This window comes from Pantoea sp. X-Soil-MYKO-1785, from assembly GCF_059730675.1.
The window spans coordinates 3,696,738-3,722,157 of record NZ_AP036000.1 but is presented as its reverse complement, the minus strand read 5'-3'; the positions used below and the strand labels follow the sequence as shown (position 1 = coordinate 3,722,157).

21 protein-coding genes and 3 tRNA genes are annotated in these 25,420 nt (G+C 57.0%); 19 read left to right on the top strand and 5 right to left on the bottom strand.

What is annotated here, in order from left to right:
• Positions 1-13: 13 nt before the first annotated feature.
• Together asd and rsgA are read right to left on the bottom strand one after the other, a co-directional pair.
• Complete coding sequence (gene asd, locus AC6I8D_RS17600; RefSeq protein WP_031375108.1) at positions 14-913, bottom strand: archaetidylserine decarboxylase; 900 nt, start codon at positions 911-913, stop codon at positions 14-16.
• Positions 914-1,124: 211 nt separating this feature from the next.
• Complete coding sequence (gene rsgA / locus AC6I8D_RS17595; RefSeq protein ID WP_312053331.1) at positions 1,125-2,174, bottom strand: small ribosomal subunit biogenesis GTPase RsgA; 1,050 nt, start codon at positions 2,172-2,174, stop codon at positions 1,125-1,127.
• Between the two features lie 101 nt (positions 2,175-2,275).
• Between rsgA and orn the strand changes: the two genes are divergently transcribed.
• The 4 genes from orn to AC6I8D_RS17575 all read left to right on the top strand — a co-directional run bounded on the left by orn (position 2,276) and on the right by AC6I8D_RS17575 (position 3,254).
• Complete coding sequence (gene orn / locus AC6I8D_RS17590; protein ID WP_312053330.1) at positions 2,276-2,824, top strand: oligoribonuclease; 549 nt, start codon at positions 2,276-2,278, stop codon at positions 2,822-2,824.
• Positions 2,825-2,978: 154 nt separating this feature from the next.
• Positions 2,979-3,054: transfer RNA gene (locus AC6I8D_RS17585), tRNA-Gly, on the top strand.
• A gap of 24 nt (positions 3,055-3,078) precedes the next feature.
• Positions 3,079-3,154: transfer RNA gene (locus AC6I8D_RS17580), tRNA-Gly, on the top strand.
• Between the two features lie 24 nt (positions 3,155-3,178).
• Positions 3,179-3,254: transfer RNA gene (locus tag AC6I8D_RS17575), tRNA-Gly, on the top strand.
• A 348-nt stretch (positions 3,255-3,602) separates the two neighbouring features.
• On the opposite strand, the gene queG is transcribed toward AC6I8D_RS17575, so the two are convergent.
• Entirely contained in the window at positions 3,603-4,742 is a 1,140-nt protein-coding gene (gene queG, locus AC6I8D_RS17570; protein WP_312758724.1) for a tRNA epoxyqueuosine(34) reductase QueG, read from the bottom strand.
• On the opposite strand from queG, the gene nnr reads away from it, so the two are divergent.
• The 15 genes from nnr to AC6I8D_RS17495 all read left to right on the top strand — a co-directional run bounded on the left by nnr (position 4,741) and on the right by AC6I8D_RS17495 (position 23,037).
• On the top strand, positions 4,741-6,261 hold the full coding sequence (nnr, locus tag AC6I8D_RS17565) for a bifunctional ADP-dependent NAD(P)H-hydrate dehydratase/NAD(P)H-hydrate epimerase (protein ID WP_312758722.1): 1,521 nt from the start codon (positions 4,741-4,743) through the stop codon (positions 6,259-6,261). The genes queG and nnr overlap by 2 nt on opposite strands.
• Entirely contained in the window at positions 6,258-6,734 is a 477-nt protein-coding gene (gene tsaE, locus AC6I8D_RS17560) for a tRNA (adenosine(37)-N6)-threonylcarbamoyltransferase complex ATPase subunit type 1 TsaE (protein WP_312053325.1), read from the top strand. Before nnr ends, tsaE begins: the two co-directional genes overlap by 4 nt.
• Entirely contained in the window at positions 6,731-8,401 is a 1,671-nt protein-coding gene (gene amiB, locus AC6I8D_RS17555) for an N-acetylmuramoyl-L-alanine amidase AmiB (protein ID WP_312758720.1), read from the top strand. Before tsaE ends, amiB begins: the two co-directional genes overlap by 4 nt.
• 49 nt (positions 8,402-8,450) lie before the next feature.
• Complete coding sequence (gene mutL / locus AC6I8D_RS17550) at positions 8,451-10,304, top strand: DNA mismatch repair endonuclease MutL (protein WP_312053322.1); 1,854 nt, start codon at positions 8,451-8,453, stop codon at positions 10,302-10,304.
• Entirely contained in the window at positions 10,297-11,247 is a 951-nt protein-coding gene (miaA, locus tag AC6I8D_RS17545; RefSeq protein WP_312053320.1) for a tRNA (adenosine(37)-N6)-dimethylallyltransferase MiaA, read from the top strand. Before mutL ends, miaA begins: the two co-directional genes overlap by 8 nt.
• A gap of 103 nt (positions 11,248-11,350) precedes the next feature.
• Entirely contained in the window at positions 11,351-11,662 is a 312-nt protein-coding gene (gene hfq, locus AC6I8D_RS17540) for an RNA chaperone Hfq (RefSeq protein WP_279771160.1), read from the top strand.
• Between the two features lie 76 nt (positions 11,663-11,738).
• Positions 11,739-13,019 carry a ribosome rescue GTPase HflX gene (hflX, locus tag AC6I8D_RS17535; RefSeq protein ID WP_497820539.1) on the top strand — a complete coding sequence of 427 codons (1,281 nt, stop codon included), beginning with the start codon at positions 11,739-11,741 and terminating at the stop codon, positions 13,017-13,019.
• 227 nt (positions 13,020-13,246) lie between these two features.
• Entirely contained in the window at positions 13,247-14,482 is a 1,236-nt protein-coding gene (gene hflK / locus AC6I8D_RS17530) for an FtsH protease activity modulator HflK (protein WP_312053314.1), read from the top strand.
• A 3-nt stretch (positions 14,483-14,485) separates the two neighbouring features.
• A complete protein-coding gene (hflC, locus tag AC6I8D_RS17525) occupies positions 14,486-15,490 on the top strand; it encodes a protease modulator HflC (RefSeq protein ID WP_312053313.1) in 1,005 nt (334 codons plus the stop codon).
• A 56-nt stretch (positions 15,491-15,546) separates the two neighbouring features.
• On the top strand, positions 15,547-15,750 hold the full coding sequence (locus AC6I8D_RS17520; protein WP_312053311.1) for a DUF2065 domain-containing protein: 204 nt from the start codon (positions 15,547-15,549) through the stop codon (positions 15,748-15,750).
• 163 nt (positions 15,751-15,913) lie between these two features.
• On the top strand, positions 15,914-17,212 hold the full coding sequence (locus AC6I8D_RS17515; protein WP_312053310.1) for an adenylosuccinate synthase: 1,299 nt from the start codon (positions 15,914-15,916) through the stop codon (positions 17,210-17,212).
• A gap of 218 nt (positions 17,213-17,430) precedes the next feature.
• A complete protein-coding gene (nsrR, locus tag AC6I8D_RS17510) occupies positions 17,431-17,874 on the top strand; it encodes a nitric oxide-sensing transcriptional repressor NsrR (RefSeq protein ID WP_312053308.1) in 444 nt (147 codons plus the stop codon).
• Positions 17,875-17,890: 16 nt separating this feature from the next.
• Positions 17,891-20,383, top strand: coding sequence for a ribonuclease R (gene rnr / locus AC6I8D_RS17505; protein ID WP_497820538.1), 2,493 nt, complete (start codon positions 17,891-17,893; stop codon positions 20,381-20,383).
• Between the two features lie 70 nt (positions 20,384-20,453).
• Positions 20,454-21,188 (top strand): 23S rRNA (guanosine(2251)-2'-O)-methyltransferase RlmB, encoded by a 735-nt coding sequence (gene rlmB, locus AC6I8D_RS17500; RefSeq protein ID WP_031376415.1) that lies wholly within the window; start codon positions 20,454-20,456, stop codon positions 21,186-21,188.
• A gap of 220 nt (positions 21,189-21,408) precedes the next feature.
• The gene (locus AC6I8D_RS17495) at positions 21,409-23,037 is read left to right on the top strand and encodes an isovaleryl-CoA dehydrogenase (protein WP_497820537.1); all 1,629 of its coding nucleotides are present in this window, start codon (positions 21,409-21,411) and stop codon (positions 23,035-23,037) included.
• Here AC6I8D_RS17495 and bsmA read toward each other — a convergent pair.
• Both bsmA and AC6I8D_RS17485 read right to left on the bottom strand, forming a co-directional pair.
• The gene (gene bsmA / locus AC6I8D_RS17490) at positions 23,011-23,337 is read right to left on the bottom strand and encodes a biofilm peroxide resistance protein BsmA (protein ID WP_497820536.1); all 327 of its coding nucleotides are present in this window, start codon (positions 23,335-23,337) and stop codon (positions 23,011-23,013) included. The genes AC6I8D_RS17495 and bsmA overlap by 27 nt on opposite strands.
• A gap of 56 nt (positions 23,338-23,393) precedes the next feature.
• Positions 23,394-25,325: a methyl-accepting chemotaxis protein gene (locus tag AC6I8D_RS17485; protein ID WP_497820535.1), complete on the bottom strand. Its 1,932-nt coding sequence runs from the start codon at positions 25,323-25,325 to the stop codon at positions 23,394-23,396.
• Positions 25,326-25,420: the final 95 nt, after the last annotated feature.

The window sequence follows — 25,420 nt, the reverse complement described above, 5'->3', positions numbered from 1 at the left end:
GGAGATACTCAACTTAGTCGACGATAACGTCGGAAACGTCTGTTGCTACCGGCAGGGCAATCGCCAGCGGTTGGCCCAGACGGGTTTTGCTCTCAGCTTCGAGGCTTTCAGCCAGTTTAACCCGGCCAGGTGCGAACAGGTTGATGACGGTCGAGCCCAGCTTGAAGCGGCCCATTTCCTGGCCTTTCAGCAGCACCACCGCTCCTTCATCATCCGCTGCCGGATAATGCCAGCGCTTAATCACCCCTTCACGCGGCGGCGTAATGGTACCGGCCCATACCGTCTCGATGCTGCCGACAATGGTGGCTCCGACCAGAATCTGCACCATCGGTCCGATATCGGTTTCGAAATAGCAGATAACGCGCTCATTACGGGCAAACAGGTTAGGAATGTTGCGCGCGGTCAGCGGGTTGACCGAGTAGAGATCGCCGGGTACGTAAATCATCTCACGCAGGATGCCGTTGCACGGCATATGCACCCGGTGATAGTCGCGCGGCGCCAGATAGGTCGTGACGAATTCGCCGTCGACAAAGCGGGCGGCCATCTGCTCATTGCCGGCCAGCAGGGCTTCAAGCGTGTAGTGATGACCTTTCGCCTGGAAAATCTGGTCGCCATCAATGTGGCCGAGCTGGCTGATTGCGCCATCAGCGGGCAGGGCGATCAGGTTGGCGTCAGCATCCACCGGACGCGCATCGTCTTTTAACGGACGGACGAAGAAGTCGTTAAAGGTGCGATAGCTGGCGGTGTCTGGCTTACGCGCTTCCGCCATGTCGACTTTGTAAAACCAGACAAAGATGTCAATGACCAGTTTGGTCAACCAACCACCGCGGCGACTGGCGCCCCAACCGGCGAGTTCAGTCAGCCATTTCTTCGGGAGAATATGATTCAAGCCGAGTTTCAAACGATCAAACACCTTAGCCTCCTGGCTATTTTCATGACGTTGATAAAAAAGGGAGCGGATTGTAGCAGCGCCCCGGTCAGATGGCGACTATAGCCGATTTATGGCGCGCGGCGAATCGTCGGCCACAGGCCGATCCGCGCGTGGCACTGTAGCCCGGCGACACCTTGCTGTGGGTCGCACCGCGCGGCGGATGAAATCTGAACTCAGGACGCGGTTATACCGGTTAACTCTCGCCGTCAGGGAAATTTTTACGCGTTTTTACCTGCGCCATGCTTTCCAGAATGCGGTGATAGTTATCGAAACGGGAAACGTTGATTTTTCCCTGTTCTACCGCTTCACGGATCGCACAGCCGGGATCGCTGCCGTGCTTACAGTCACGGAATTTGCAATCGCCGAGGTAGGCCCGAAATTCGACAAATCCACGGGTGATTTGTTCCGGTTCAAGGTGCCATAAACCGAACTCCCGCACCCCAGGCGAATCGATCACGTCGCCGCCATGCGGGAAGTGATACAAGCGCGAGGCGGTGGTGGTGTGCTGGCCCAGTCCGGAGCCATCCGACACTTCATTGGTCAGAATGGCGACCTGCTCCTCTTTATCAAGGCCGAGCAGGGCATTTAGCAGGCTGGATTTGCCGACGCCCGACTGGCCGGCGAAGATGCTGACGCGGTCAGTTAACGCCGCTTCCAGCTCATCAAGGCCGTTTTTCGCCCGGCTGGACACCATCACCACCCGATAACCAATCTCGCGATAAATATCCATCTGTTGATCAACAAAAGCGCGTGCCTTGTCATCCAGCAGATCGGTTTTGTTCAGCACCAGCAACGGTTCGATATCCAGCGTTTCGCTGGCGACCAGATAGCGGTCAATGATGTTAAGTGACAGTTCCGGCAGGATCGCCGACACGATAATGATCTGATCGATATTGGCGGCGATCGGTTTCACGCCGTCATAAAAATCGGGACGGGTTAACACGCTGGTGCGTTCATGCACCGCCTCGACAATGCCTTTGCCGCCGCTCAGCGCCGGACGCCACATCACGCGGTCGCCGGTTACCAGCGAGCGGATCGTGCGGCGAATATTGCAGCGGTGGGCGACGCCTGCGCTGTCCTCGACATCGGCGTGCATGCCAAAACGGCTGACAACGACCCCATCTGCAGTTTCACCAAACAGATTATCATCCGCATCCGGACGCTCTCTGCGTTGGTTGAGACGGCGATCGTGGTTAGCGCTTACGCGACGTTGTTGGCCCTTCGACAGTTTATTTTTGCTCACTCACCCTCACAGCGTTAGCCAGATTTCGCCCGGCTGGGCAAAACGTCTATGATACACCTTATTCATCCTGAATGACGACTACAGCAACCGCAGGAAACAGCATGGCTACTGGAAATGAACAGAATCTGATCTGGATTGATCTTGAGATGACCGGACTGGATCCGGAGCGCGATCGCATTATTGAGATTGCTACCCTGGTAACGGACGCCAATTTAAACATCCTGGCGGAAGGCCCGGTAATGGCGGTGCACCAGTCCGATGCACAACTGGCCCTGATGGACGACTGGAATGTCCGCACCCATACCAGCAGCGGGCTGGTGGAACGGGTGAAGGCGAGCCAGATTGACGATCGGGCGGCGGAGCTGGCGACCATTGCCTTCCTGCAACAGTGGGTACCGGCCAACACCTCGCCGATTTGCGGCAACAGCATTGGCCAGGATCGGCGTTTCCTGTTCAAATATATGCCTGAACTGGAAGCCTACTTCCACTATCGCTATCTGGACGTCAGCACGCTGAAAGAGCTGGCGCGCCGCTGGAAGCCCGACATCCTGCCCGGCTTCAAAAAGAGCGGTTCGCATCAGGCGCTGGATGACATTCGCGAGTCAGTGGCGGAGCTGGCTTACTACCGCGAGCACTTTTTGCAGCTTTAATCGACAATGGGTGCGCAGGAAATCACCAGGTTGCTGATTTAATCGGCAATCGCGCTGAAAGCGCAAAATTTTGCTTTCAGAGGCTTGCAGCAGCAACGATTTCTCGTATAATGCGCACCCCGTACCGGTGAAGAATTTATTAACGGTACAAGGCGCGGGAATAGCTCAGTTGGTAGAGCACGACCTTGCCAAGGTCGGGGTCGCGAGTTCGAGTCTCGTTTCCCGCTCCAGATTTAATTAGCAGTACCCTCTTTGCGGGAATAGCTCAGTTGGTAGAGCACGACCTTGCCAAGGTCGGGGTCGCGAGTTCGAGTCTCGTTTCCCGCTCCAGATTTTTTAGCAGTGCCCTTCTATGCGGGAATAGCTCAGTTGGTAGAGCACGACCTTGCCAAGGTCGGGGTCGCGAGTTCGAGTCTCGTTTCCCGCTCCAGTTTTACGTCAGACCCTATCAAGCCAATTACCAGGTTATTAATTGTTGCGGGCCAGGATAGTTTCCAGAAGGTTATCCACAGCGCTGCACCCCATCATTTGCGCCATATACCCCGATCTGTAAAATGCTTTTGAACAGAGTTATCCACAGCTTTATCTGTTAACCGAAGCGATAGACTCATTATTAAATAAACACAACTTTTCGTTAACTGGTTGATAATTAACAATATGAAAATATTTCAGATTGTTATTTACCTGCGTTATCAGCCTTATGGCAGTTGAATGACAACGGCTTTTTATTTTTATTCACAGCATGTGGAAAACGCAATTCTGCGGGCTGGCTGTACACTCATGCATCACGCGGTAACCCCTTCTCAACTGCACGAACCAGGCGCTTTTGCTGCGCGGGCTGCACGTCGATAACCACCTGTTGACGCTTATCCTGCTGCCGGGCGATGGCCCACTGAATGTGCTCATCCAGCAAATCACTCTCACCCAGCCGCTGTTCCAGCACCGTAATAATCCCGGGCGACCAGGGCGCATTACCCAGCGCCACAGCGATATTGCGCAGCCAGCGTAAATGACCGATGCGCCGAATCGCCGATCCCTCCGTAATGCGCAGAAACTTCGCTTCATCCCATTGAAACAAATCGATCAGTTCGGGCGCATGCAGGGCGGCGCGTGGCGAAAAGTCGCTTTCATCGCTGAGCTGCCCGTAACGATTCCACGGACAGATCAGCTGACAATCGTCACAGCCATAAATCCGGTTGCCCATCAGCGGACGGAATTCTTCCGGAATGGCCCCTTCCAGTTCGATGGTGAGATAGGAGATGCAGCGCCGCGCATCGACCACATAGGGTTCAACGATGGCGTTGGTCGGGCAGATGGTCATGCAGGCGACGCAGCGTCCACACTGCTCCGGCTGAGGCGTATCCACCGGCAGCGGCAGATCGATCAGCAGCTCGCCGAGGAAAAACCATGAACCCGCCTCACGATTGAGAATCAAAGAGTGTTTACCGGTCCAGCCCAGTCCCGCTTTAGCCGCCAGCGGGCGCTCAAGCAGCGGGGCGGAGTCAACAAATGGCCGGAAATTAAGCTCACCGCAATGCTGCTGGATCATTTCTCCGAGCTTTTTCAGTCGATTGCGCAATACTTTGTGGTAATCACGACCGAGGGCATAACGGCTGACATAGCCCAGTCGGGGATTTTTCAGCGTACTGGCAAAAGCCGCTTTGGCTGGCAGGTAGTTCATGCGAACGCTGATGACGCGCAGCGTACCGGGTAGCAGTTCATGCGGACGCGCCCGCATCATACCGTGGCGCGCCATCCACTCCATCTCGCCATGATATTGCTTGTCCAGCCACGCCTGAAGACGCGGCTCTTCCGCACTCAGATCGGTATCGGTGATGCCGACCTGCTGAAAGCCGAGATCCAATCCCCACTGTTTAATCTGTTGTGCGAGTTGATGAAGATCGAGAGGGTATGACATGAGTGACCAGGGTTCGAAGAAAAACAGCCGCAGTTTACCATATTCTGTCTGGCCTGCGCAGGCCGTGGCGCAACTGGAGCGTGAAGGTGCTGATGCGCTCGGCATCACTTTATATGAACTGATGCTGCGCGCCGGACAGGCAGCCTATGAACACCTTACCGCCTGCTGGCCTGACGCCCGACACTGGCTGATTCTGTGTGGTCATGGCAATAACGGCGGCGATGGCTACGTGGTGGCTCGTCTGGGGCAGGCGGCGGGCCGGCAGGTCACACTGCTGGCCTGTGACGATGAGAAACCGCTGCCCGAGGAGGCGCAACGCGCCCGGGACGCCTGGCTGGATGCGGGCGGCGAAATTCATGCCGCCGATGCCGCCTGGCCAGAGCAGGTCGGGGTGATCGTTGATGCGCTGCTGGGAACCGGCATTAATCGCGCGCCGGGCGAACCTTACCGCACCCTGATACAGCAGGCGAATGCTCATGCTGCGCCGATCCTCGCTATCGACATGCCGTCCGGACTAGTTGCCAGCACCGGCAGCGCGCCCGGCGAGGTAATACAGGCCACGCACACCCTGAGCGTGGTGGCGCTTAAGCCGGGCCAGATTACCGGTAAAGCGCGGGACTATATCGGCGAGCTGTTCTATGCCGATCTCGGCCTGCAGGCTTTTCTGGCGGCGGAAACCGCCCCGATGGCGCGCTATGATGCCAGCGCGCTCACCCAGTGGCTCAGACCGCGTAAGCCGACCTCGCACAAAGGCGATCACGGCCGCCTGCTGGTGGTGGGTGGCGATGCCGGTACCGCCGGCGCGGTTCGGATGACGGCAGAAGCGGCGTTACGCAGCGGTAGCGGGCTAGTGCGAGTACTTACTCACAAAGATAATATTATCCCGATCCTGACGGCGCGGCCGGAAATCATGGTCGATGAGCTGACCGATGAACAGCTCAGCGCGGCGCTGGAATGGGCTGATGTGATTGCGATTGGACCGGGCCTGGGGCAGCGTGAGTGGGGCAACCGGGCGCTGGAACGGGTCGCGGCAAGCGAAAAGCCGATGCTTTGGGATGCGGATGCACTTAACCTGCTGGCAATCAGTGCAGAGAAACGTCAGAATCGCATCATTACGCCGCATCCTGGCGAAGCAGCGCGCTTGCTCAACATCAAGACCAGTGAAGTTGAGAGTGACCGCTTACATGCAGCGCAGAGCTTAGCCCAGCGCTACGGTGGCGTGGTGGTACTGAAAGGTGCCGGAACACTGATCGCCAGCGAGCAGGGTGAAATGGCGTTTGCCGATGTAGGCAATGCTGGCATGGCCTCCGGCGGCATGGGCGATCTCCTGAGTGGGATTATCGCCTCGCTGATGGGGCAGAAACTGACGCTGTTTGATGCGGCCTGTGCCGGCTGCGTCGCACACGGTGCGGCAGCGGATGCGGTGGCCGCACAACGTGGCACGCGCGGTATGCTGGCAACAGATTTACTTGAGCTGCTGTGGCAATTTGTTAATCCTGAGATGAATCAAGAAGCATGAAGACCTGTGTTATTTCTTTGCCCGATGAGGCGGCTACGCTCGGTTTGGGCGCTCAACTGGCGCGTGCCTGTGGCAACGCGGCGGTCATTTATCTCTATGGCGATCTGGGGGCGGGTAAAACCACCTTCAGCCGCGGCTTTCTGCAGGCGCTGGGTCATCAGGGCAACGTAAAAAGCCCGACCTACACGCTGGTTGAGCCTTATACCCTGGGTGAGCGCTCACTTTATCATTTTGACCTCTATCGACTGGCCGACCCGGAAGAGCTGGAATTTATGGGCATCCGCGACTATTTCAGCGGTGACGCCATCTGTCTGGTCGAATGGCCACAGCAGGGCGAAGGGTTTCTGCCGCCGCCCGATCTCTCCTTAACCCTGCGCTATGTTGATGATGCGCGTGAAGCGGAGCTGGCGGCCCACACGCCGCAGGCAGAGCAGTGGATGACCTCACTCACACAACACAGGGACCCGGCATGAAGTCACGGATGAAATTAGCCCTGATGACCCTGCTGCTGCTGGTCTGCACGCCGCTGTTCGCGGCCACCCTGTCGGATATCAAAGTCGCCAATGGCGATAACCAGGCCACGGTGACCCTGAACTTTGCCGGGCAGCCGGTGTATGGCTTCTTCCCGCTGCGCAACCCGGATCGGGTGGTGCTGGACGTGCGCCAGAGCGGTGTGGTGCAGGGACTGCCGCTGAACTTCAGCGGAGAAAACATTGTAAAGCGCATCCGCACCAGCACGCCAAAAGATAAACAGAGCGTACGGTTGGTGTTTGAACTGACGCAGCCGGGCAAAACCCGGGCGGTAACGCAGCGTAACGGCAGCAGCTACAGCGTGGTATTTACCATTACCGGTTCACGGCCGGCGGTAACCCGCCCGGCACCGAAGCCGGATCCTGCGCCGGTCCGCGCCCCGGTTCAGAGCGCCGCCGCCAACCCGTTTAATGCCAATCCGGTTACCGCCGTCACCAGCACAGCCAGCACGGTACGTCCGGGCAGCACAGTCAGCCGCAACGACACGGTGATTGTGGCGATTGATGCCGGGCACGGCGGTCAGGACCCCGGCGCTATCGGACAGCGCGGACTGAAAGAGAAGAATGTCACCATCGCTATCGCCCGTAAGCTGCGGGTGTTGCTGAACAACGACCCGATGTTTAAAGGCGTACTGACCCGTGATGGCGACTATTTTATCTCGGTGATGGGCCGTTCTGACGTGGCGCGTAAAGCCAACGCCAACGTGCTGGTTTCTATTCACGCCGATGCCGCGCCAAGCCATGCGGCGACCGGTGCGTCGGTCTGGGTGTTGTCAAACCGTCGTGCCAACAGTGAGATGGCAAACTGGCTGGAGCAGAAAGAGAAGCAGTCTGAACTGCTGGGCGGCGCAGGCGATCTGCTGGCGAACAGTCAGGCGGACCCTTATCTCAGCCAGGCGGTGCTCGACCTGCAGTTTGGTCATTCACAGCGCGTCGGTTATGACATTGCCCAGCGGGTATTACAGCAATTACGCGGCGTCACCTCGCTGCATAAACGCTTACCAGAGCATGCCAGCCTTGGCGTGCTGCGTTCGCCGGATATTCCTTCGCTGTTGGTGGAAACCGGCTTTATCAGTAATTCCTCGGAGGAGCGACTGCTTGGCAGTAGCGCACACCAGGATAAGATTGCGCAGTCGATCTATAAAGGTCTGCGCACTTATTTCCTGGCGCACCCGCTGCAATCCATCCCAAAGGAGGAAAACCGGCCGCTGGACTCGTCGCCAGCGGTTAGCGTCGCCAGCAATCCGGCGACCGGCGTGACGCAGTATACCGGTGCTATTCAGCGTCATACGGTGACGCGCGGCGAGACGCTGTCGGGCATCGCCGCGAAGTACGGCGTTAGCATGGCCACCCTGCGCGAGATGAATACGCTGAAGCGAGATGTGGTGTGGGTTGGACAGCGCCTGAAAGTGCCGGCCAGCGCTGCCGCCAGCCGGACCAACCGAGCCTCTACGCGCGGCGGCATAGTCCGGCATAAAGTGGTGCGCGGCGACTCGCTGACCGGTATTGCCGCCCACTACGGCGTCAGTCCGAAAGCGATAATGCAGACCAATAATCTGAAGTCGACCAACGTGATGTTGGGGCAGAACCTTAAAATTCCTGCATCCTGAATGTTCGCCCGGCCACTGCGCCGGGCTATCAGCTAAAAGGATATCCACCATGCCGATACAAATTTTACCGCCGCAACTGGCAAACCAGATTGCGGCGGGTGAAGTGGTCGAGCGTCCTGCATCGGTTGTGAAAGAGCTGGTGGAAAACAGCCTTGATGCTGGCGCAACGCGCATTGATGTTGAGATTGAAAAGGGCGGCGCGAAGCTGATACGCATCCGTGACAACGGGTGCGGCATCGTAAAAAGCGAACTGGCGATGGCGCTGGCCCGCCATGCCACCAGCAAGATTGCCTCACTGGATGATCTGGAGGCGATCATGAGCCTCGGTTTCCGGGGCGAAGCGCTGGCCAGTATCAGCTCGGTCTCTCGCCTGACCCTGACCTCGCGCACCGCCGATCAAACTGAAGCCTGGCAGGCCTATGCCGAAGGGCGCGATATGGCGGTGACGGTTAAGCCTGCTGCGCATCCGTGCGGCACCACGCTGGAAGTGCTGGATCTGTTTTACAACACCCCGGCGCGCCGCAAATTCATGCGTACCGAAAAAACCGAGTTCGGTCACATCGATGAAGTGATACGCCGCATCGCGCTGGCTCGCTTTGACGTGGCGATTTCGCTCAGTCACAACGGCAAAATGATGCGTCAGTATCGGGCGGTCAGTGATGAGAGTCAGCGCGAACGGCGGCTGGCGTCTATCTGTGGCGTCACCTTCATGCAGCATGCGTTACGCATCGACTGGCAGCACGACGATCTGTCGCTGCGCGGCTGGGTGGCCGATCCGACCGGTTCGCGTCAGGTCAGCGACCTGCAGTATTGCTACGTAAACGGCCGCATGATGCGGGATAAACTGATCAATCATGCTATCCGTCAGGCTTTCCAGACCCAGCTGCAGGAGGATCAGCAGCCTGCCTATGTGCTCTATCTGGAAATCGATCCGCACCAGGTGGATGTCAACGTTCATCCGGCAAAACATGAGGTGCGGTTTCATCAGTCGCGGCTGGTGCATGATTTTATCTATCAGGGCGTGATGAGCGTGTTACAGGCGAGCGCGGCCCCGGTACTGCCGACACGGCAGGCGGAAGAACCCGCGCCGCGCTGGCAGCCCGAGAATCGTCAGGCGGCCGGGGGAAACCATTTTTCACAGCCCGCCGCGCGTCGCAGCGAGCCAGCGCCGGCAGCTTCGGCGTCGGGACCCGCTCCAGCCTGGCAAAGCAAAGAGAGCGGTTATCGTCAGCGGGAAGGTGCTGTCTATCAGCAGCTGCTGAAAACCCCCACCGGCAGTGCGCCACCGGCACAGCCTGCTGAACCGGCACCGCGTGCCGTCGTCAAAGCGTCACCGCTGGCGGCGCATGCGCAGAGTTTTGGCCGGGTACTGACGGTGCTGCATCACCACTATGCGCTGCTGGAGCAGGACCAGAAACTGCTGCTGCTGGCGCTGCCGGTGGCGGCGCGCTGGGTAAAACAGGCGCAGCTTCAGCCCGGCGAAACCGGCTTAAAACCGCAGCCATTACTGATTCCGGTGCGGCTCAAAATTGCCGAGGCTGAACGGCAGGCTGCACAGAAAAACAGCAGTCTGCTCAATCAGATGGGAATAGAACTGCAGCTGGAAGGTGACCATGTGACCCTGCGCGCGGTTCCTTTACCGTTACGAACACAAAATTTACAAATCTTGATTCCTGACCTGTTAGGCTATCTCGCCCGGCAGCAAGATAACTCTGCGACGCAACTGGCCCAGTGGCTGGCGCGACGTCAGGATGCAGAGTCATCTGACTGGAATCACTCACAGGCGATTAACCTGCTGGCTGAGCTGGAACGGCTCTGTCCACAGCTATTAAAATCGCCGCCTTCAGGTCTGATACAGGCCATAGAGATTGAGAGCGCGATTGACGCGTTGAAGCATGAGTGAACTAAACCAGGCTGGCCGGCCAAAGGCTATATTTTTGATGGGACCCACGGCGTCTGGCAAGACGGCGTTAGCGATTGAGCTACGTAAGCATTTGCCAGTGGAACTAATCAGCGTAGATTCTGCCTTAATCTATCGTCAGATGGATATTGGCACGGCGAAACCGTCGGCTGAGGAGTTAGCAGTGGCGCCCCATCGTTTGCTGGACATACGCGACCCCGCGGAAGCCTATTCGGCGGCGGAATTTCGACGTGATGCGTTAGCAGAAATGGCGGATATCGTTCAGGCCGGACGAATTCCGTTGCTTGTTGGTGGAACCATGCTCTACTTCAAGGCGTTACTTGAAGGATTGTCGCCGTTGCCCTCGGCCGATCCCGAGGTTCGTCAGCGGATAGAGCAAACGGCGCGTGAAAAAGGCTGGGAAGCTTTACACCGCCAGCTGTGTGAAATCGACCCGGTTGCCGGCAGTCGTATTCATCCGAATGATCCGCAGAGACTTTCGCGAGCACTGGAAGTTTTTTTCATTTCGGGTAAAACTTTAACGGAACTGACAAAAACGTCCGGTGAAGCGTTACCCTACGACGTGTACCAGTTTGCCATCGCCCCCGCGAGCCGTGAACTGTTACATCAGCGCATCGCGTTGCGTTTTGAGCAGATGTTAGCGTCAGGATTTGAAGCGGAGTCTCGGGCCCTGTTTGCACGAGGTGATTTGCATACGGACATGCCTTCCATTCGTTGTGTTGGCTATCGCCAGATGTGGTCTTATTTATCGGGCGAAATCGATTATGACGAGATGGTTTATCGGGGAATTTGCGCAACCCGGCAACTCGCTAAGCGCCAGATGACCTGGTTACGCGGCTGGGAAAATGTCCACTGGCTCGACAGTGACGAACCCCAACTGGCGCGTGACAAGGTGCTACAGGTTCTTAGTGCGAAGCATGGGTGATTGTGTACAATTGACGGGTTATCGTGCGCAAATTTTTACGCAGTTTTTTCAGAACCATAGGTTCTACGAGCAACAAACAACAAGCATATAAGGAAAAGATAGAATGGCTAAGGGGCAATCATTACAAGACCCGTTTTTGAACGCACTGCGTCGTGAACGTGTTCCGGTTTCGATTTATTTGGTTAACGGTATCAAGCTGCAGGGTCAGATTGAGTCATTTGATCAGTTTGTAATTTTGCTGAAAAACACGGTAAGTCAGATGGTTTATAAACACGCCATTTCTACCGTTGTTCCTTCGCGCCCGGTTTCTCACCATAGTAATAATACCGGTGGCGGCAGCAACAATTATCATCATGGCGGCAGCAACTCATCTGCGCAGCCACAGCCACAACAAGACGGTGATAACGCAGAATAACGCGTCGCCGTACAGCCAGGACCGGAGAGCGTAAATGGTTTTCCGTCCTGGTCTTTTATTTTAGCGAGGTTATAGCTTGTTTGACCGTTATGATGCCGGTGAGCAGGCCGTACTGGTACACATCTGGTTCTCCCAAGACAAAGAAGTAGAAGATCTTCAGGAGTTTGAAACCCTGGTCTCTTCTGCTGGCGTTGACGCGCTGCAAGTGGTCACTGGCAGCCGCAAAGCGCCACATCCCAAGTATTTTGTCGGTGAAGGAAAGGCCGTTGAAATTGCCGATGCGGTAAAAACAACAGGAGCATCGGTCGTCTTATTCGATCATGCCCTTACGCCCGCTCAGGAAAGAAATCTCGAGCGCCTGTGCGAATGCCGGGTGATTGATCGTACCGGCTTAATTCTTGATATCTTCGCCCAACGCGCACGCACCCACGAAGGTAAATTGCAGGTTGAGCTGGCACAGCTACGCCACCTTGCCACGCGTCTGGTACGTGGCTGGACGCACCTTGAACGCCAGAAAGGCGGAATCGGCTTACGCGGTCCGGGTGAAACACAGTTAGAAACGGACCGCCGCCTATTACGCGGCCGTATCAGCCAGATTTTATCCCGTCTGGAACGGGTAGAGAAACAGCGTGAGCAGGGACGTCAGGCACGCGCCAAGGCCGATGTGCCAACCGTGTCGCTGGTCGGTTATACCAACGCCGGTAAATCGACACTGTTTAACGCCATGACCTCAGCCAACGTCTTTGCCGCCGATCAGCTGTTTGCGACCCTTGATCCAACGCTGCGCCGCCTGAACGTCGCCGATGTCGGTGAAGTGGTGCTGGCGGATACGGTCGGCTTTATCCGCCGTCTTCCTCACGATTTGGTTGCTGCCTTTAAAGCGACTCTGCAGGAGACGCGTCAGGCGACGCTGCTGCTGCATGTGATTGACGGTGCTGACGTTCGCGTCACGGAAAATATTGAAGCCGTTGATACCGTACTGGAAGAGATCGACGCTGACGAAATTCCCACCTTACTGGTCATGAATAAGATCGATATGCTCGATGGCTTTGAACCGCGCATCGATCGTAACGAAGAAAATCTGCCGATTCGCGTCTGGCTGTCTGCCCAGACCGGTGCTGGCATTCCGTTATTATGGCAGGCGCTGTCTGAGCGGCTGTCGGGCGAAATTGCCCAATACGAATTACGTCTGCCACCCGAAGCGGGGCGCTTGCGCAGCCGTTTCTACCAGTTGCAGGCGATTGAGAAAGAGTGGAATCAGGAAGACGGCAGTGTAGGATTGCAGATTCGTATGCCAATCATTGAATGGTTGCGCTTATGCAAACAGGAACCGTCGCTGACCAGTTATATTGTTTGATATTGCCCAAACGCATTTACCTTAAAAATTGAAGATTGTCGCACTTTCGTTGCAGACCCGAATACGCAGGCGTTACCCGAGTATTTCGGATTTCAGCAAGGCGGCAACTGAGTGAATCCCCGGGAGCTTACGCAGGTAAGTGAACGGGGTGAGCGAAGGCAGCCAACACCGCTGCAATCCGAAAGATGAAGGGTAAAAATCGCAAATACAATAAATGGAGTAGAGACATGGCGTGGAATCAGCCCGGAAATAACGGACAGGACCGCGACCCGTGGGGAAGCAGCAATAATCAAGGCGGCAACTCTGGGGGGAATAAAGGAGGACGGGAATCCGGGCCTCCTGATCTGGATGATATCTTCCGTAAGCTGAGCAAGAAGCTTGGTGGTCTGGGCGGTGGCAAACAGAACGACAACGGTCAGCGCGGCTCCGGCAGCGGCGGCAAAATTGTTGGTATTGTAGCTGTTGCAGCCGTCGTCATCTGGGCAGCAAGCGGTTTCTACACCATCAAAGAAGCGGAACGTGGCGTGGTAACGCGCTTCGGCAAGTTCAGTCATCTGGTTGAGCCGGGTCTGAACTGGAAACCGACCTTTATCGATCAGGTGCGTGCGGTTAACGTTGAAGCAGTACGTGAACTGGCCGCGTCAGGCGTGATGCTGACCTCGGATGAGAACGTGGTGCGGGTTGAGATGAACGTCCAGTACCGGGTTACCGATCCGGAACGTTATCTTTATGCCGTTACCAGCGCGGATGACAGTCTGCGTCAGGCGACCGACAGCGCACTGCGCGGCGTCATTGGTCGTTCTACCATGGACCGTATCCTGACCGAAGGCCGTACCGTAGTTCGTAGCGAAACCCAGCGTGAAATCGACGAAACGATTCGCCCTTACAATATGGGCATCGCGGTGCTGGACGTTAACTTCCAGGCGGCCCGTCCACCGGAAGAAGTGAAGTCCGCGTTTGATGACGCGATTGCCGCACGTGAAAACCGCGAGCAGTATGTCCGCGAAGCGGAAGCCTACGCCAACGAAGTTCAGCCGCGTGCTAACGGTCAGGCGCAGCGTATTCTGGAAGAGGCCCGCGCGTATAAAGAGCGGACGGTACTGGAAGCGCAGGGTGAAGTGGCGCGGTTTGCCAAGATCCTGCCTGAGTACAAAGCGGCACCGGAAATCACCAAAGAGCGTCTCTATATCGAAACGATGGAACGGGTGCTCAGCCACACGCGTAAAGTGCTGGTTAACGATCGGGGTAATAACCTGATGGTGCTGCCACTCGATCAACTGATGCGTGGCGGTCAGGCATCAACCGGCCACAACGGTCAGAAAGGGGGCAATGGTGCGCAGCCTGCGCTCTCCGATCGCAGCGCCAGCCGCAGTGACACGTCGTCATACAGTCCGGACAGCATCATGGATCAGCGTCGGGCTAACGCTCTGCGCAACGACAGCCAGCGCGAAGGGAGAGAGTAATCGATGCGTAAGCCAATAGTAGTATTAATCATCGTCGTGCTGGTGGCGCTCTATGCGTCGCTGTTTGTGGTGCAGGAAGGTCAGCGCGGCATTGTACTGCGCTTCGGTAAAGTTCTGCGCGACGACGAAAACAAACCGCAGGTGTTTGAGCCGGGTCTGCATTTCAAGATCCCATTCCTCGAAACGGTTAAAACGCTGGATGCCCGCATTCAGACCATGGACAACCAGGCCGATCGCTTCGTCACTAAAGAGAAGAAAGATCTGATCGTTGATTCCTACATCAAATGGCGTATCAGCGACTTCAGTCGTTACTACCTGGCCACCGGTGGCGGCGATGTTTCTCAGGCAGAAGTACTGCTGAAACGTAAGTTCAGCGACCGTCTGCGTTCTGAAATGGGTCGTCTGGATGTGAAAGACATCGTGACCGACTCGCGTGGTCGTCTTACCACCGACGTGCGTGATGCGCTGAACACCGGTACCGCAGGCAGCGATGACGAAATCGCCACCCCGGCCGCCGATGATGCGATTGCCAGTGCAGCGGCCCGCGTAGAACGTGAAACCAACAGCAGCGAACCGGCACCGAACCCGAACAGTATGGCGGCGTTAGGTATTCAGGTGGTGGATGTGCGGATTAAGCAGATCAACCTGCCGACCGAAGTTTCTGACGCGATCTTCAACCGTATGCGTGCAGAGCGTGAAGCGGTAGCGCGTAGCCAGCGTTCACAAGGTCAGGAAGAGGCGGAAAAACTGCGCGCCCAGGCTGATTACCAGGTAACGCGTACCCTGGCCGAGGCCCAGCGTGAAGCGCTGATTACCCGTGGTGATGGCGATGCGGAGACGGCGCGACTGTTTGCCGCGGCATTCAGTCAGGACCCGGACTTCTACGCCTTTATCCGTAGCCTGCGAGCTTATGAAAACAGCTTCAATGACAATCAGGATGTGATGGTGTTGAGCCCGGACAGCGACTTCTTCCGATATATGAAAGCGCCCTCTAACGCGACACGTTAAGAACTGATATAACCTACAGGCCGACAATGTTGTCGGCCTTTTTTTTGGGTATCAGTATGAAAACAAGCATCTGGATGGCACTGGCGCTGGTATTAGTGCTGGAAGGGTTGGGCCCGATGTTTATGCCGCGCGCCTGGCGCCGGATGATCCTGGCAATGACGCAGCTGCCCGATCGCCTGTTGCACCGTTTTGGTGGCGGGCTGGTGGTGGCCGGAATGGTGATCTATTGCATGCTCAGCCTGCACGGTAACCTGTCATAGTGGCTGGCCTGGCGCATAAATTGTGCCTGTTACCGTTATTTTCCCCAACATGTTGTAGAGATCAAAACGCAGGCAAAAAAGCGCGCAATCGTATGCTAAAAGTGCTGAAAACCACCGGATCAGATGGTAGAATCCTTTTTTAAGCAATCGGTGATTTTGAGAAATGGGTAAGAACGTCGTCGTACTGGGCACCCAATGGGGTGACGAAGGTAAAGGTAAGATTGTAGACCTTCTGACTGAACGCGCGAATTACGTTGTGCGTTATCAAGGCGGCCACAATGCGGGCCACACACTTGTCATCAACGGTGAAAAAACCGTCCTCCACCTGATCCCTTCTGGCATTCTGCGCGATAACGTCACCAGCATTATTGGTAACGGCGTAGTGCTCTCTCCTGAAGCCTTAATGAAAGAGATGAAAGGCCTCGAAGAGCGCGGGATTCCGGTACGCGAACGTCTGCTGATTTCTGAAGCCTGTCCGTTGATTCTGCAGTATCACGTTGCCATGGACATGGCGCGCGAAAAAGCGCGTGGTGCGAAGGCGATCGGAACCACCGGCCGCGGTATTGGTCCGGCTTATGAAGATAAAGTCGCCCGCCGTGCGCTGCGCGTCAGCGATCTGTTCAACAAAGAGACCTTTGCCGCCAAGCTGAAAGAAGTGGTTGATTTCTACAACTTCCAGCTGGTTCACTACTACAAAGAGCAGGCGGTCGACTTCGATAAAGTGCTGAACGATGTGATGGCGATTGCCGACATCCTGACCAGCATGGTGGTTGACGTCTCTGAGCTGCTGGACGGCGCGCGTAAGCGTGGCGATCTGATCATGTTTGAAGGCGCGCAGGGTACGCTGCTGGATATCGATCACGGTACCTATCCGTACGTGACCTCGTCCAACACCACCGCTGGCGGCGTGGCGACCGGTTCAGGCATTGGCCCGCGCTATGTCGATTACGTGCTGGGTATTGTGAAAGCGTACTCAACCCGCGTCGGTGCTGGTCCATTCCCGACCGAGCTGTTTGACGAAACCGGTGAGTTCCTCTGTAAGCAGGGTAACGAGTTCGGTGCCACCACCGGCCGTCGTCGTCGTACCGGCTGGCTGGATGCGGTTGCGGTGCGTCGTGCGGTGCAGATCAACTCCCTTTCTGGTTTCTGCATGACCAAACTGGACGTGCTGGATGGCCTGAAAGAAGTTAAAATCTGCGTGGCTTACCGGATGCCGGATGGCCGTGAAGTAACAACCACGCCACTGGCGGCAGAGAACTGGGAAGGCATTGAGCCGATCTACGAAACGCTGCCAGGCTGGAGCGAGACCACTTTTGGTGTCAAAACGCTGGAGGGCTTACCACAAGCTGCTCGCGACTATATCAAGCGTGTTGAGGAAGTGACGGGTGTTCCGGTTGATATTATCTCAACTGGCCCGGACCGCAGTGAAACGATGATTCTGCGCGATCCGTTCGACGCATAATCACCCAGGCCGGACCCTGTCCGGCCTTTGTTTTTCCACTCATTGATGCCACTAAACCTCCCTTCGCTTGTCCAACCCAGTGCTGGCTGAAAAAAACGCACGATCAATCAGACTCTGGTTTATCATCGTAGCCAATCGCATGGCGATCCGATTTATTCCTGACATCAATCGCAAGGCGAGTTATGCGATGCCACTTTTGATGATTCACTGAGGTTACTGTGCAGCTGACGAGTTTTACTGATTATGGTTTACGGGCCCTGATTTATCTGGCTTCGTTACCCGAAGGCCGGCAGACCAACATCACTGAAGTGACCAACACTTACGGTGTATCACGTAATCACATGGTCAAAATTATTAATCAACTGAGCCGGGCGGGATATATCGCAGCAACGCGCGGCAAAAACGGGGGACTTCGTCTTGGCATGCCAGCCAGTCAGATTGTGATTGGTGACGTAGTGCGTAAGATGGAGCCGCTACAGTTAGTGGACTGCGCATCCTGTTCCATCACGCCCGCCTGTCGCCTGAAGAAGGCGCTACATGACGCGGTGCAGTGCTTCCTGCAGGAACTGGATAGTTACACGTTGGCGGATTTGGTTGAAGGGAACACCCAACTATATGAAATCATATTGTCCGAACCGCCGGTGGCAATAAATACTCAATGACATCGGAGGAACCGCTATGTCAAAAGATCCTTTTCAGGATAGAGAAGCTGAAAAATACGAAAACCCTATTCCAAGCCGTGAATTTATTCTGGCGCTATTAGAAAAACGTGAAAAACCGGCCAGCCGCGAAGAGCTGGCGCAAGAGATGAACCTGCAGGAAGAAGAGCACATTGAGGCTCTGCGTCGCCGTCTTCGCGCCATGGAGCGTGATGGTCAGCTGGTGTTCACCCGCCGTCAATGCTATGCCCTGCCGGAACGTCTGGATCTGCTGCGCGGGAAGGTCATCGGCCACCGTGATGGCTACGGCTTCCTGCGGGCAGAATGTCAGAAGGACGATCTCTACCTCTCCGCCGAACAGATGAAGTTTTGCATGCACGGTGACGTTATCCTGGCACAGCCGCTGGGTGCCGATCGTAAAGGCCGCCGCGAAGCGCGCGTGGTCCGGGTACAGGAACCTCGCAACAACCAGATTGTTGGCCGTTACTTTACCGACGCCGGTGCTGGTTTTGTGGTGCCGGACGACAGCCGCCTGAGCTTTGACATCCTGATCCCACCGGAAGAAACCATGAATGCCCGCATGGGCTCGGTCGTGGTGGTGGAGTTAGTTCAGCGTCCAACGCGTCGCAGCAAAGCGATCGGTAAAGTAGCTGAGATTCTGGGCGACGATATGGGCACCAGCCTGGCGGTCGATATGGCGCTGCGGACCCATGAAATCCCGCACAGCTGGCCGCCAGAGGTTGAAGAGCAGGTCAGCAAGCTGAAAGAAGAAGTGCCGGAAGAGGCCAAAAAAGGACGCGTTGACTTACGTAAGCTGCCGCTGGTCACGATTGATGGCGAAGACGCCCGTGACTTTGACGACGCGGTTTACTGTGAGAAAAAACGCGGTGGCGGCTGGCGGCTGTGGGTGGCTATCGCCGATGTGAGCTATTACGTTCGCCCCGGCACGCCGCTGGATAACGAAGCCCATCAGCGCGGTACCTCGGTCTATTTCCCGTCGCAGGTGGTACCGATGCTGCCGGAAGTGCTGTCGAACGGTTTATGTTCGCTCAATCCACAGGTCGATCGCCTGTGTATGGTGTGCGAAATGACCGTTTCCTCGAAAGGGAAACTGACCGGCTTCAAACACTACGAAGCGGTAATGAATTCGCATGCGCGTCTGACTTACAACAAAGTCTGGAACATTCTGCAGGGCGACAAAGAGCTGCGTCAGCAGTATGCGCCGCTGGTGAAAGACCTTGAAGAGCTGCACAACTTGTATCAGGCGCTGGAAGCAGCACGTGAAGAGCGTGGCGGTATCTCGTTTGAGACTGAAGAAGCGAAGTTCATCTTCAACGCCGAGCGCCGCATTGAGCGTGTTGAGCGTGTTTCACGTAATGACGCCCACAAACTGATTGAAGAGTGCATGATCCTGGCGAACATCGCCTCGGCACGCTTCGTTGAGAAAAATCAGGAACCGGCGCTGTTCCGCGATCACGATCGCCCAACCGACGAAAGCATCAAAAGTTTCCGTACCGTATTAAACGAGCTGGGACTGAGCCTGCCCGGCGGCAACAAACCACAGCCGATCGACTACGCGGCGCTGCTGAAACAGGTGGCCGATCGTCCGGATGCGGAAATGCTGCAAACCATGCTGCTGCGTTCGATGAAGCAGGCAGTTTACGATCCGGAAAACCGCGGCCACTTCGGTCTGGCGCTGACTTCCTATGCCCACTTTACCTCGCCAATCCGCCGCTACCCGGATCTGACATTGCATCGCGCCATCAAATATCTGCTGGCAAAAGAGCAGGGTGAAGGTAAAGGTCTGGTACAACGCGCCATCAAATATCTGATGCCGAAAGACAGCAACGCGATCAAAGATCGGATGACCGCGACCGGTGGCTATCACTACGATATGCCGGAGATGCTGCAGCTGGGGCTGCACTGTTCCCTGACCGAACGCCGGGCTGATGAAGCGACCCGCGACGTCGCGGACTGGCTCAAGTGTGACTTCATGCAGGACCAGGTCGGTAACGTGTTCAATGGCGTGATCTCCAGCGTCACCGGCTTTGGCTTCTTTGTTCGCTTAAGCGATCTGTTTATCGATGGTCTGGTGCATGTTTCGACGCTGGATAACGACTACTACCGTTTTGATCCGGTGGGTCAGCGCCTGATTGGCGAGTCCGGCGGCCGCACCTATCGTCTTGGCGATATTGTGGAAGTGCGGGTCGAAGCGGTGCACATGGACGAGCGTAAAATCGACTTTGCCCTGATCTCCAGCCAGCGTCAGGTGCGCGGCGAAGGTAAAACCGAGCGCGATCGGGCGAAACGTGATGGTAAGCCACCGTCAAAACGCCGTCGTGATGTCAGCAAGAAGTCCAATTTTGAACCAGACGCAGCTTTCCGCGGTGACAAGGGCAAACCGGCAGCGGCAAAAACCGAGAAAAAAAGTAAAACCGTCTCGGAAAAAAGCCGTAAAATCGCCGCCGCCACGCGGGCTAAGCGCGCCAGCAAAAAAGCGCAAACTGACTGATGCGCATAGCCGCCCTTTCTCAGCCGGGAAAGGGCGGTAATTTATTCATTTCCAAACACTGAGCAGATCGATGAGCGAAATTATTTTTGGTATCCATGCCGTGCAGGCGCTGCTGGAACGCGACCCACAACGTTTCCAGCAGGTCTTTATCCTCAAAGGCCGCGACGATCGTCGCCTGCAACCCCTGGTCGCCGCGCTGGAAGCTCAGGGGATCGTGATTCAACTGGCAGAGCGTAAGTGGCTGGACAGCCAGGTTGAAGGCGGCGTGCATCAGGGTATCGTGGCGCAGGTTAAGCCGGGCCGTCAGTATCAGGAAGGCGATCTGCCGGATCTGCTGCAGAGCCTGGAGAAACCGTTTCTGCTGGTGCTGGACGGGGTTACCGATCCGCATAACCTCGGAGCCTGTCTGCGCAGCGCCGATGCGGCGGGCGTGGATGCGGTGATCGTGCCAAAAGATCGCTCCGCTCCGCTGAATGCCACCGCCAAAAAAGTAGCCAGCGGTGCGGCAGAGAACGTGCCGTTAATCCGCGTCACTAACCTGGCCCGGACGCTGCGTCTGCTGCAGGAGTACAACATCTGGGTAGTCGGCACCGCAGGTGAAGCCGATCATACCGTGTATCAGAGCAAAATGACCGGCCCGATGGCGCTGGTGATGGGCGCAGAGGGTGAAGGTATGCGTCGCCTGACCCGTGAACATTGCGATGAGCTGATCAGTATTCCGATGGCGGGCAGCGTCTCTTCGCTGAACGTCTCGGTCGCGACCGGCGTCTGCCTGTTTGAAGCGGTGCGCCAGCGCAACGCCTGATCCCCGCTGTGATCCTCGCCACAAATTAGTTTCTGTACCAGGCATAACTGCGCGTCATTCGTATATACCCAAAGGATTTCGGGTTGCATTGAGGCGGTAAGAGAACGAATCCCGATGAGCTTACATGAGTAAGTGATTCGGGTGAGTGAACGCAGCCAACAAAAATGCAGCTTGAAAGACGACGGGTATACTTACTGAGTGACATCCGCGAGGAGTGGTTATGACCTGGACAACACACACCGTTTTTAATCAGCCCCATCCTCTCAGTAACAGCAATCTGTTCCTTTCCGATACGCCGCTGAGTGAAGCGCTACAGCGCGAGGGCGCGGAGTGGGATCGCGAATGGCTGGCTTCCGTCGGACTGCAGCTTGGCAGTGCTGAATCGCTGGAGCTTGGCCGGCTGGCCAATGCCGAACCGCCTGAACTGCTGCGCTACGATGCGCGTGGCGTGCGGCTTGATGAAGTGCGTTTTCATCCCGCCTGGCATCTGCTGATGCAGGGCGTCTGCGCCAGCCGTCTGCACAATCTCAGCTGGCAACCAACGGTGCGCGAACATGCCAGTGTGGCGCGTGCCGCCCGTTTTATTCTGCATGCTCAGGTTGAAGCGGGCACGCTCTGCCCGGTGACGATGACCCACGCGGCCATCCCGCTGCTCCAGACCTATCTGCCGGCCGCGTTCGAAGGCTGGCTCGATCCGCTGCTCAGCGATCGCTATGACACCCATGCCCAGCCTGGCGATCAAAAACGCGGCTTGCTGATCGGCATGGGCATGACAGAAAAACAGGGCGGCAGCGATCTGCTCACTACCACCACCCGTGCTGAGCCGCTGGGTGCGCGCGGCCCCGGTGAAAGGTACCGGCTGACCGGTCATAAGTGGTTTTTCTCAGTGCCGCAAAGCGATGCGCATCTGGTGCTGGCGCAGACGCCGGCCGGCCTGAGCTGCTTCTTCCTGCCGCGCCTGCTACCGGACGGTTCCCGCAATGCCATCCTGATTGAGCGACTAAAAGATAAGCTGGGCAATCGATCCAATGCCAGCAGCGAAGTTGAGTTTCGCGATGCCACCGGCTGGCTGCTGGGGGAAGAGGGTGAAGGCGTGCGGCTGATCCTGAAAATGGGCGGCATGACCCGCTTTGACTGCGCGCTTGGCAGTCACGGTCAGATGCGGCGCGCTTTTTCAGTTGCGCTCTATCATGCGCACCAGCGTCAGGTGCTGGGTAAAAATCTGGTAGATCAGCCGCTGATGCATCAGGTGCTGGCGCAGCAGGCGCTGCAGCTGGAAGGGCAGACCGCCTTACTGATGCGGCTGGCCCGCGCCTGGTCGCAGCCGGCAAAACCGCATGAGGTTGCCTTTGCCCGCCTGTTTACCCCGGCGGCGAAGTACCAGATATGCAAAGCGGGCGCGCCGTTTGTGGCGGAAGCGATGGAGGTGTTAGGCGGCATCGGCTACTGCGAAGCCAGTGAGCTGCCGCGCCTGTATCGCGATATCCCGGTTAACAGTATCTGGGAAGGGTCGGGCAATGTGATGTGCCTCGACGTGTTGCGCGCGCTTTCGCGGCAGAGCGATGCGGCAGAGATGCTCAGCCAGGAATTTGAGGCGGTCAAAGGCAGCAACCGCCATTTCGATGCGCGCTGGCGACAGTTGCGTCTGCGGCTGCACAAAATACCGGAGGCGCAGGCGCGGGAACTGACCCGCAGCCTGCTGCTGCTGGCAACGGGCGCACAGCTGCTGAAATACGCCGAGCCACCGCTGGCGGATGGCTGGTGCCGGCAATGGCTCGATCAGCGCGGCTCACGTCCACTTGACGCCGCGCTGGCCGACCGCTTACTGGCCCGCGCCTGCGGTGGGTGAAGCGCCGTAGAGGATCGCGCTGGCGTACCATAAGCCAGGCATCACCGTTTCACTCAGCGCCACGATCTGATAGTAAGTCGCACCGGACTGATTGGCCCGGGCGGCCACGGCGCGCTGTGCATCATCGGGTGAACCGTGCACGTTGACGGTGATATTGCCCAGCTTCGGTAAACCGGCACTTTGCGCCCGTAAAATTTCCTGCGCCTGTTGCGTTGGCGCGGGCGGCGCTTTTGGGGTCGTCTGAAACGCAGAGCAGCCTGCCAGTGACAGGCTTAACACCAGTAAGTAAGCGAAACGCATAGAAAAACCCTCATGCAGGACGAAGCATTAAGTGTATGTCATCGTCCCGAATGCCGTCAGGATTTGAGGCTAAAAACGCTGACCAGTTGGGTCAGATGATGGCCTTTATCGCTCAGGTTCTGGGCGCTGTTTTCCGCCTGTGCCACCAGTTCACTGTTCTGATGCGTCGCCTGGCTAATCTGGTTCATCGCCAGATTAACCTGACCAATGCCGGCGGCCTGCTGTTGCGCCGCCACGTTAATCTCGCCCATCAGCGCCTGAACCTGCTCAATGTGCGTCACGATGTGGGTCATCGCGTCGCGGGTCTGCTCAGATAACAGATGGCCTTCCGCCACGTTGCCGATTGAGGTGGCGATCAGCCCATCAATCTCTTTCGCGGCCTGCGCCGAGCGCTGCGCCAGCGCCCGCACTTCGGCCGCTACCACCGCAAATCCGCGTCCCTGTTCACCGGCGCGCGCGGCTTCAACCGCCGCATTCAGCGCCAGGATATTGGTCTGGAAGGCGATAGATTCGATCACATGGGTGATATCAGCAATGCTCTGCGACGAGATTTTTATGGCCGACATGGTGTTAACCGAGCGCACCACGGTCTGGCTGCCCTGGCTGACGATAGCGCTGGCTTCAGACACCAGCGACATCGCCTGGCGCAGGCTATCGGCGGTATGTTCTACCGTCGCGCCAAACTGCTCCATGCTGGCCGAGGTCTGCTCAACGCTGCTGGCCTGACGACCAATCTGTTCGCTGATATTGTGGCTGCTGGCGGCGATGGTATCGGTGCCGTCACTGATCTCCTGCGCGGCGCTGCGCACCTGGCCGACGATCTTCTCCAGGCCATCGCCAATGCCGTTGATGGCGTTGATCAGCTGGCCCACTTCGTCGCGACGCGGCGTATCAAGATGCACCTGCAAATTACCGGCGGCATACTGCTGCGCCAGATGAATCACCTGCTGCAGCGGGCGGGTAATCGCCCGGCGGCTGTACCAGACAAAGCCAAGCGCAAACACCAGCACCAGCGCCAGGCCGGTGAGTAAAAACAGGTTACGACTGTGGGTAATCGGTGCCAGCAGGCTGGCGCGGTTAACCTCGCCGACAATCACCCAGTTCCAGCCCGGTAACTGCTGCCAGGCCAGCATGCGGGTCTCACCGGCTACCTCCAGCTGTTGTATCCCCTGCGGCTGGGTCAGCAGTTGCTGCTGTATCGCGTTATCCCAGCCCGGCAGTTTCCCTTCGTTTTGCTGATCAAACAGATACTGACCCTGAGCGCTGCCGGGCGCGCCGTTAATCACATAAAAATGGCCGCTGTCGCCCAGCCGGCGTGCGAGGATCTTCTCCCGCATCAGGGCATATTGTTGATCGATTCCGACCCCGACAAACAGAATGGCGACTACCGTACCGCTGGCATCTTTGACCGGCTGATACTGGGTGATGTAGCGATGGCCAAACAGCGTGGCGAGGCCGCGGTAGATTTCCCCCTGATGCACGCTTTTCCAGGCGGCGCTGGCGCGGTCGAGCTGGGTGCCGATGGCGCGACTGCCATCCTGCTTCTTCAGTGAGGTGGAGATACGGATAAAATCATCGCCGTCACGCACGAAAATGGTGGCGACCGCGGCGGTGCGCTCGGTGAAATCGTCCACCGCCGTCTGATCGAGGTTGAGCGTCTTTAAGCCGGCACGCAGCACCGGCGTCGAAAAGCTGCCCACCTGCACCCGGGCACTCTCATCGAGGCTAAAGCGCTTGGGTAAAAAGCTGCTAAACAAAGTGGTGTAGTTGCTCACCTCTTCGGAAAGCGTGGCGTTGAACATGGTCGCCATTTCACTGATGCCCTGCACCTGATTGTGCATATCATCAATCGCGAGGTTTTCCAGCTGGCGTGAGGCGGTGTGGCTCTGGGTCAGCGTCAGAACCAGCAGTAATAACGCTACGCTGAGAGACGTCAGTACAGACAGCTTAACTCCAAGACTCAGGCCGCTGAGAGAGAGACGCTTCATAAATTACCTTTGATCACTTGAGGGGGATACCGGATCAACGGCAGCAACACGGAAAAGTTTAGTGCGGAAGCTGACGACGGGCTGCGAGGAATGGC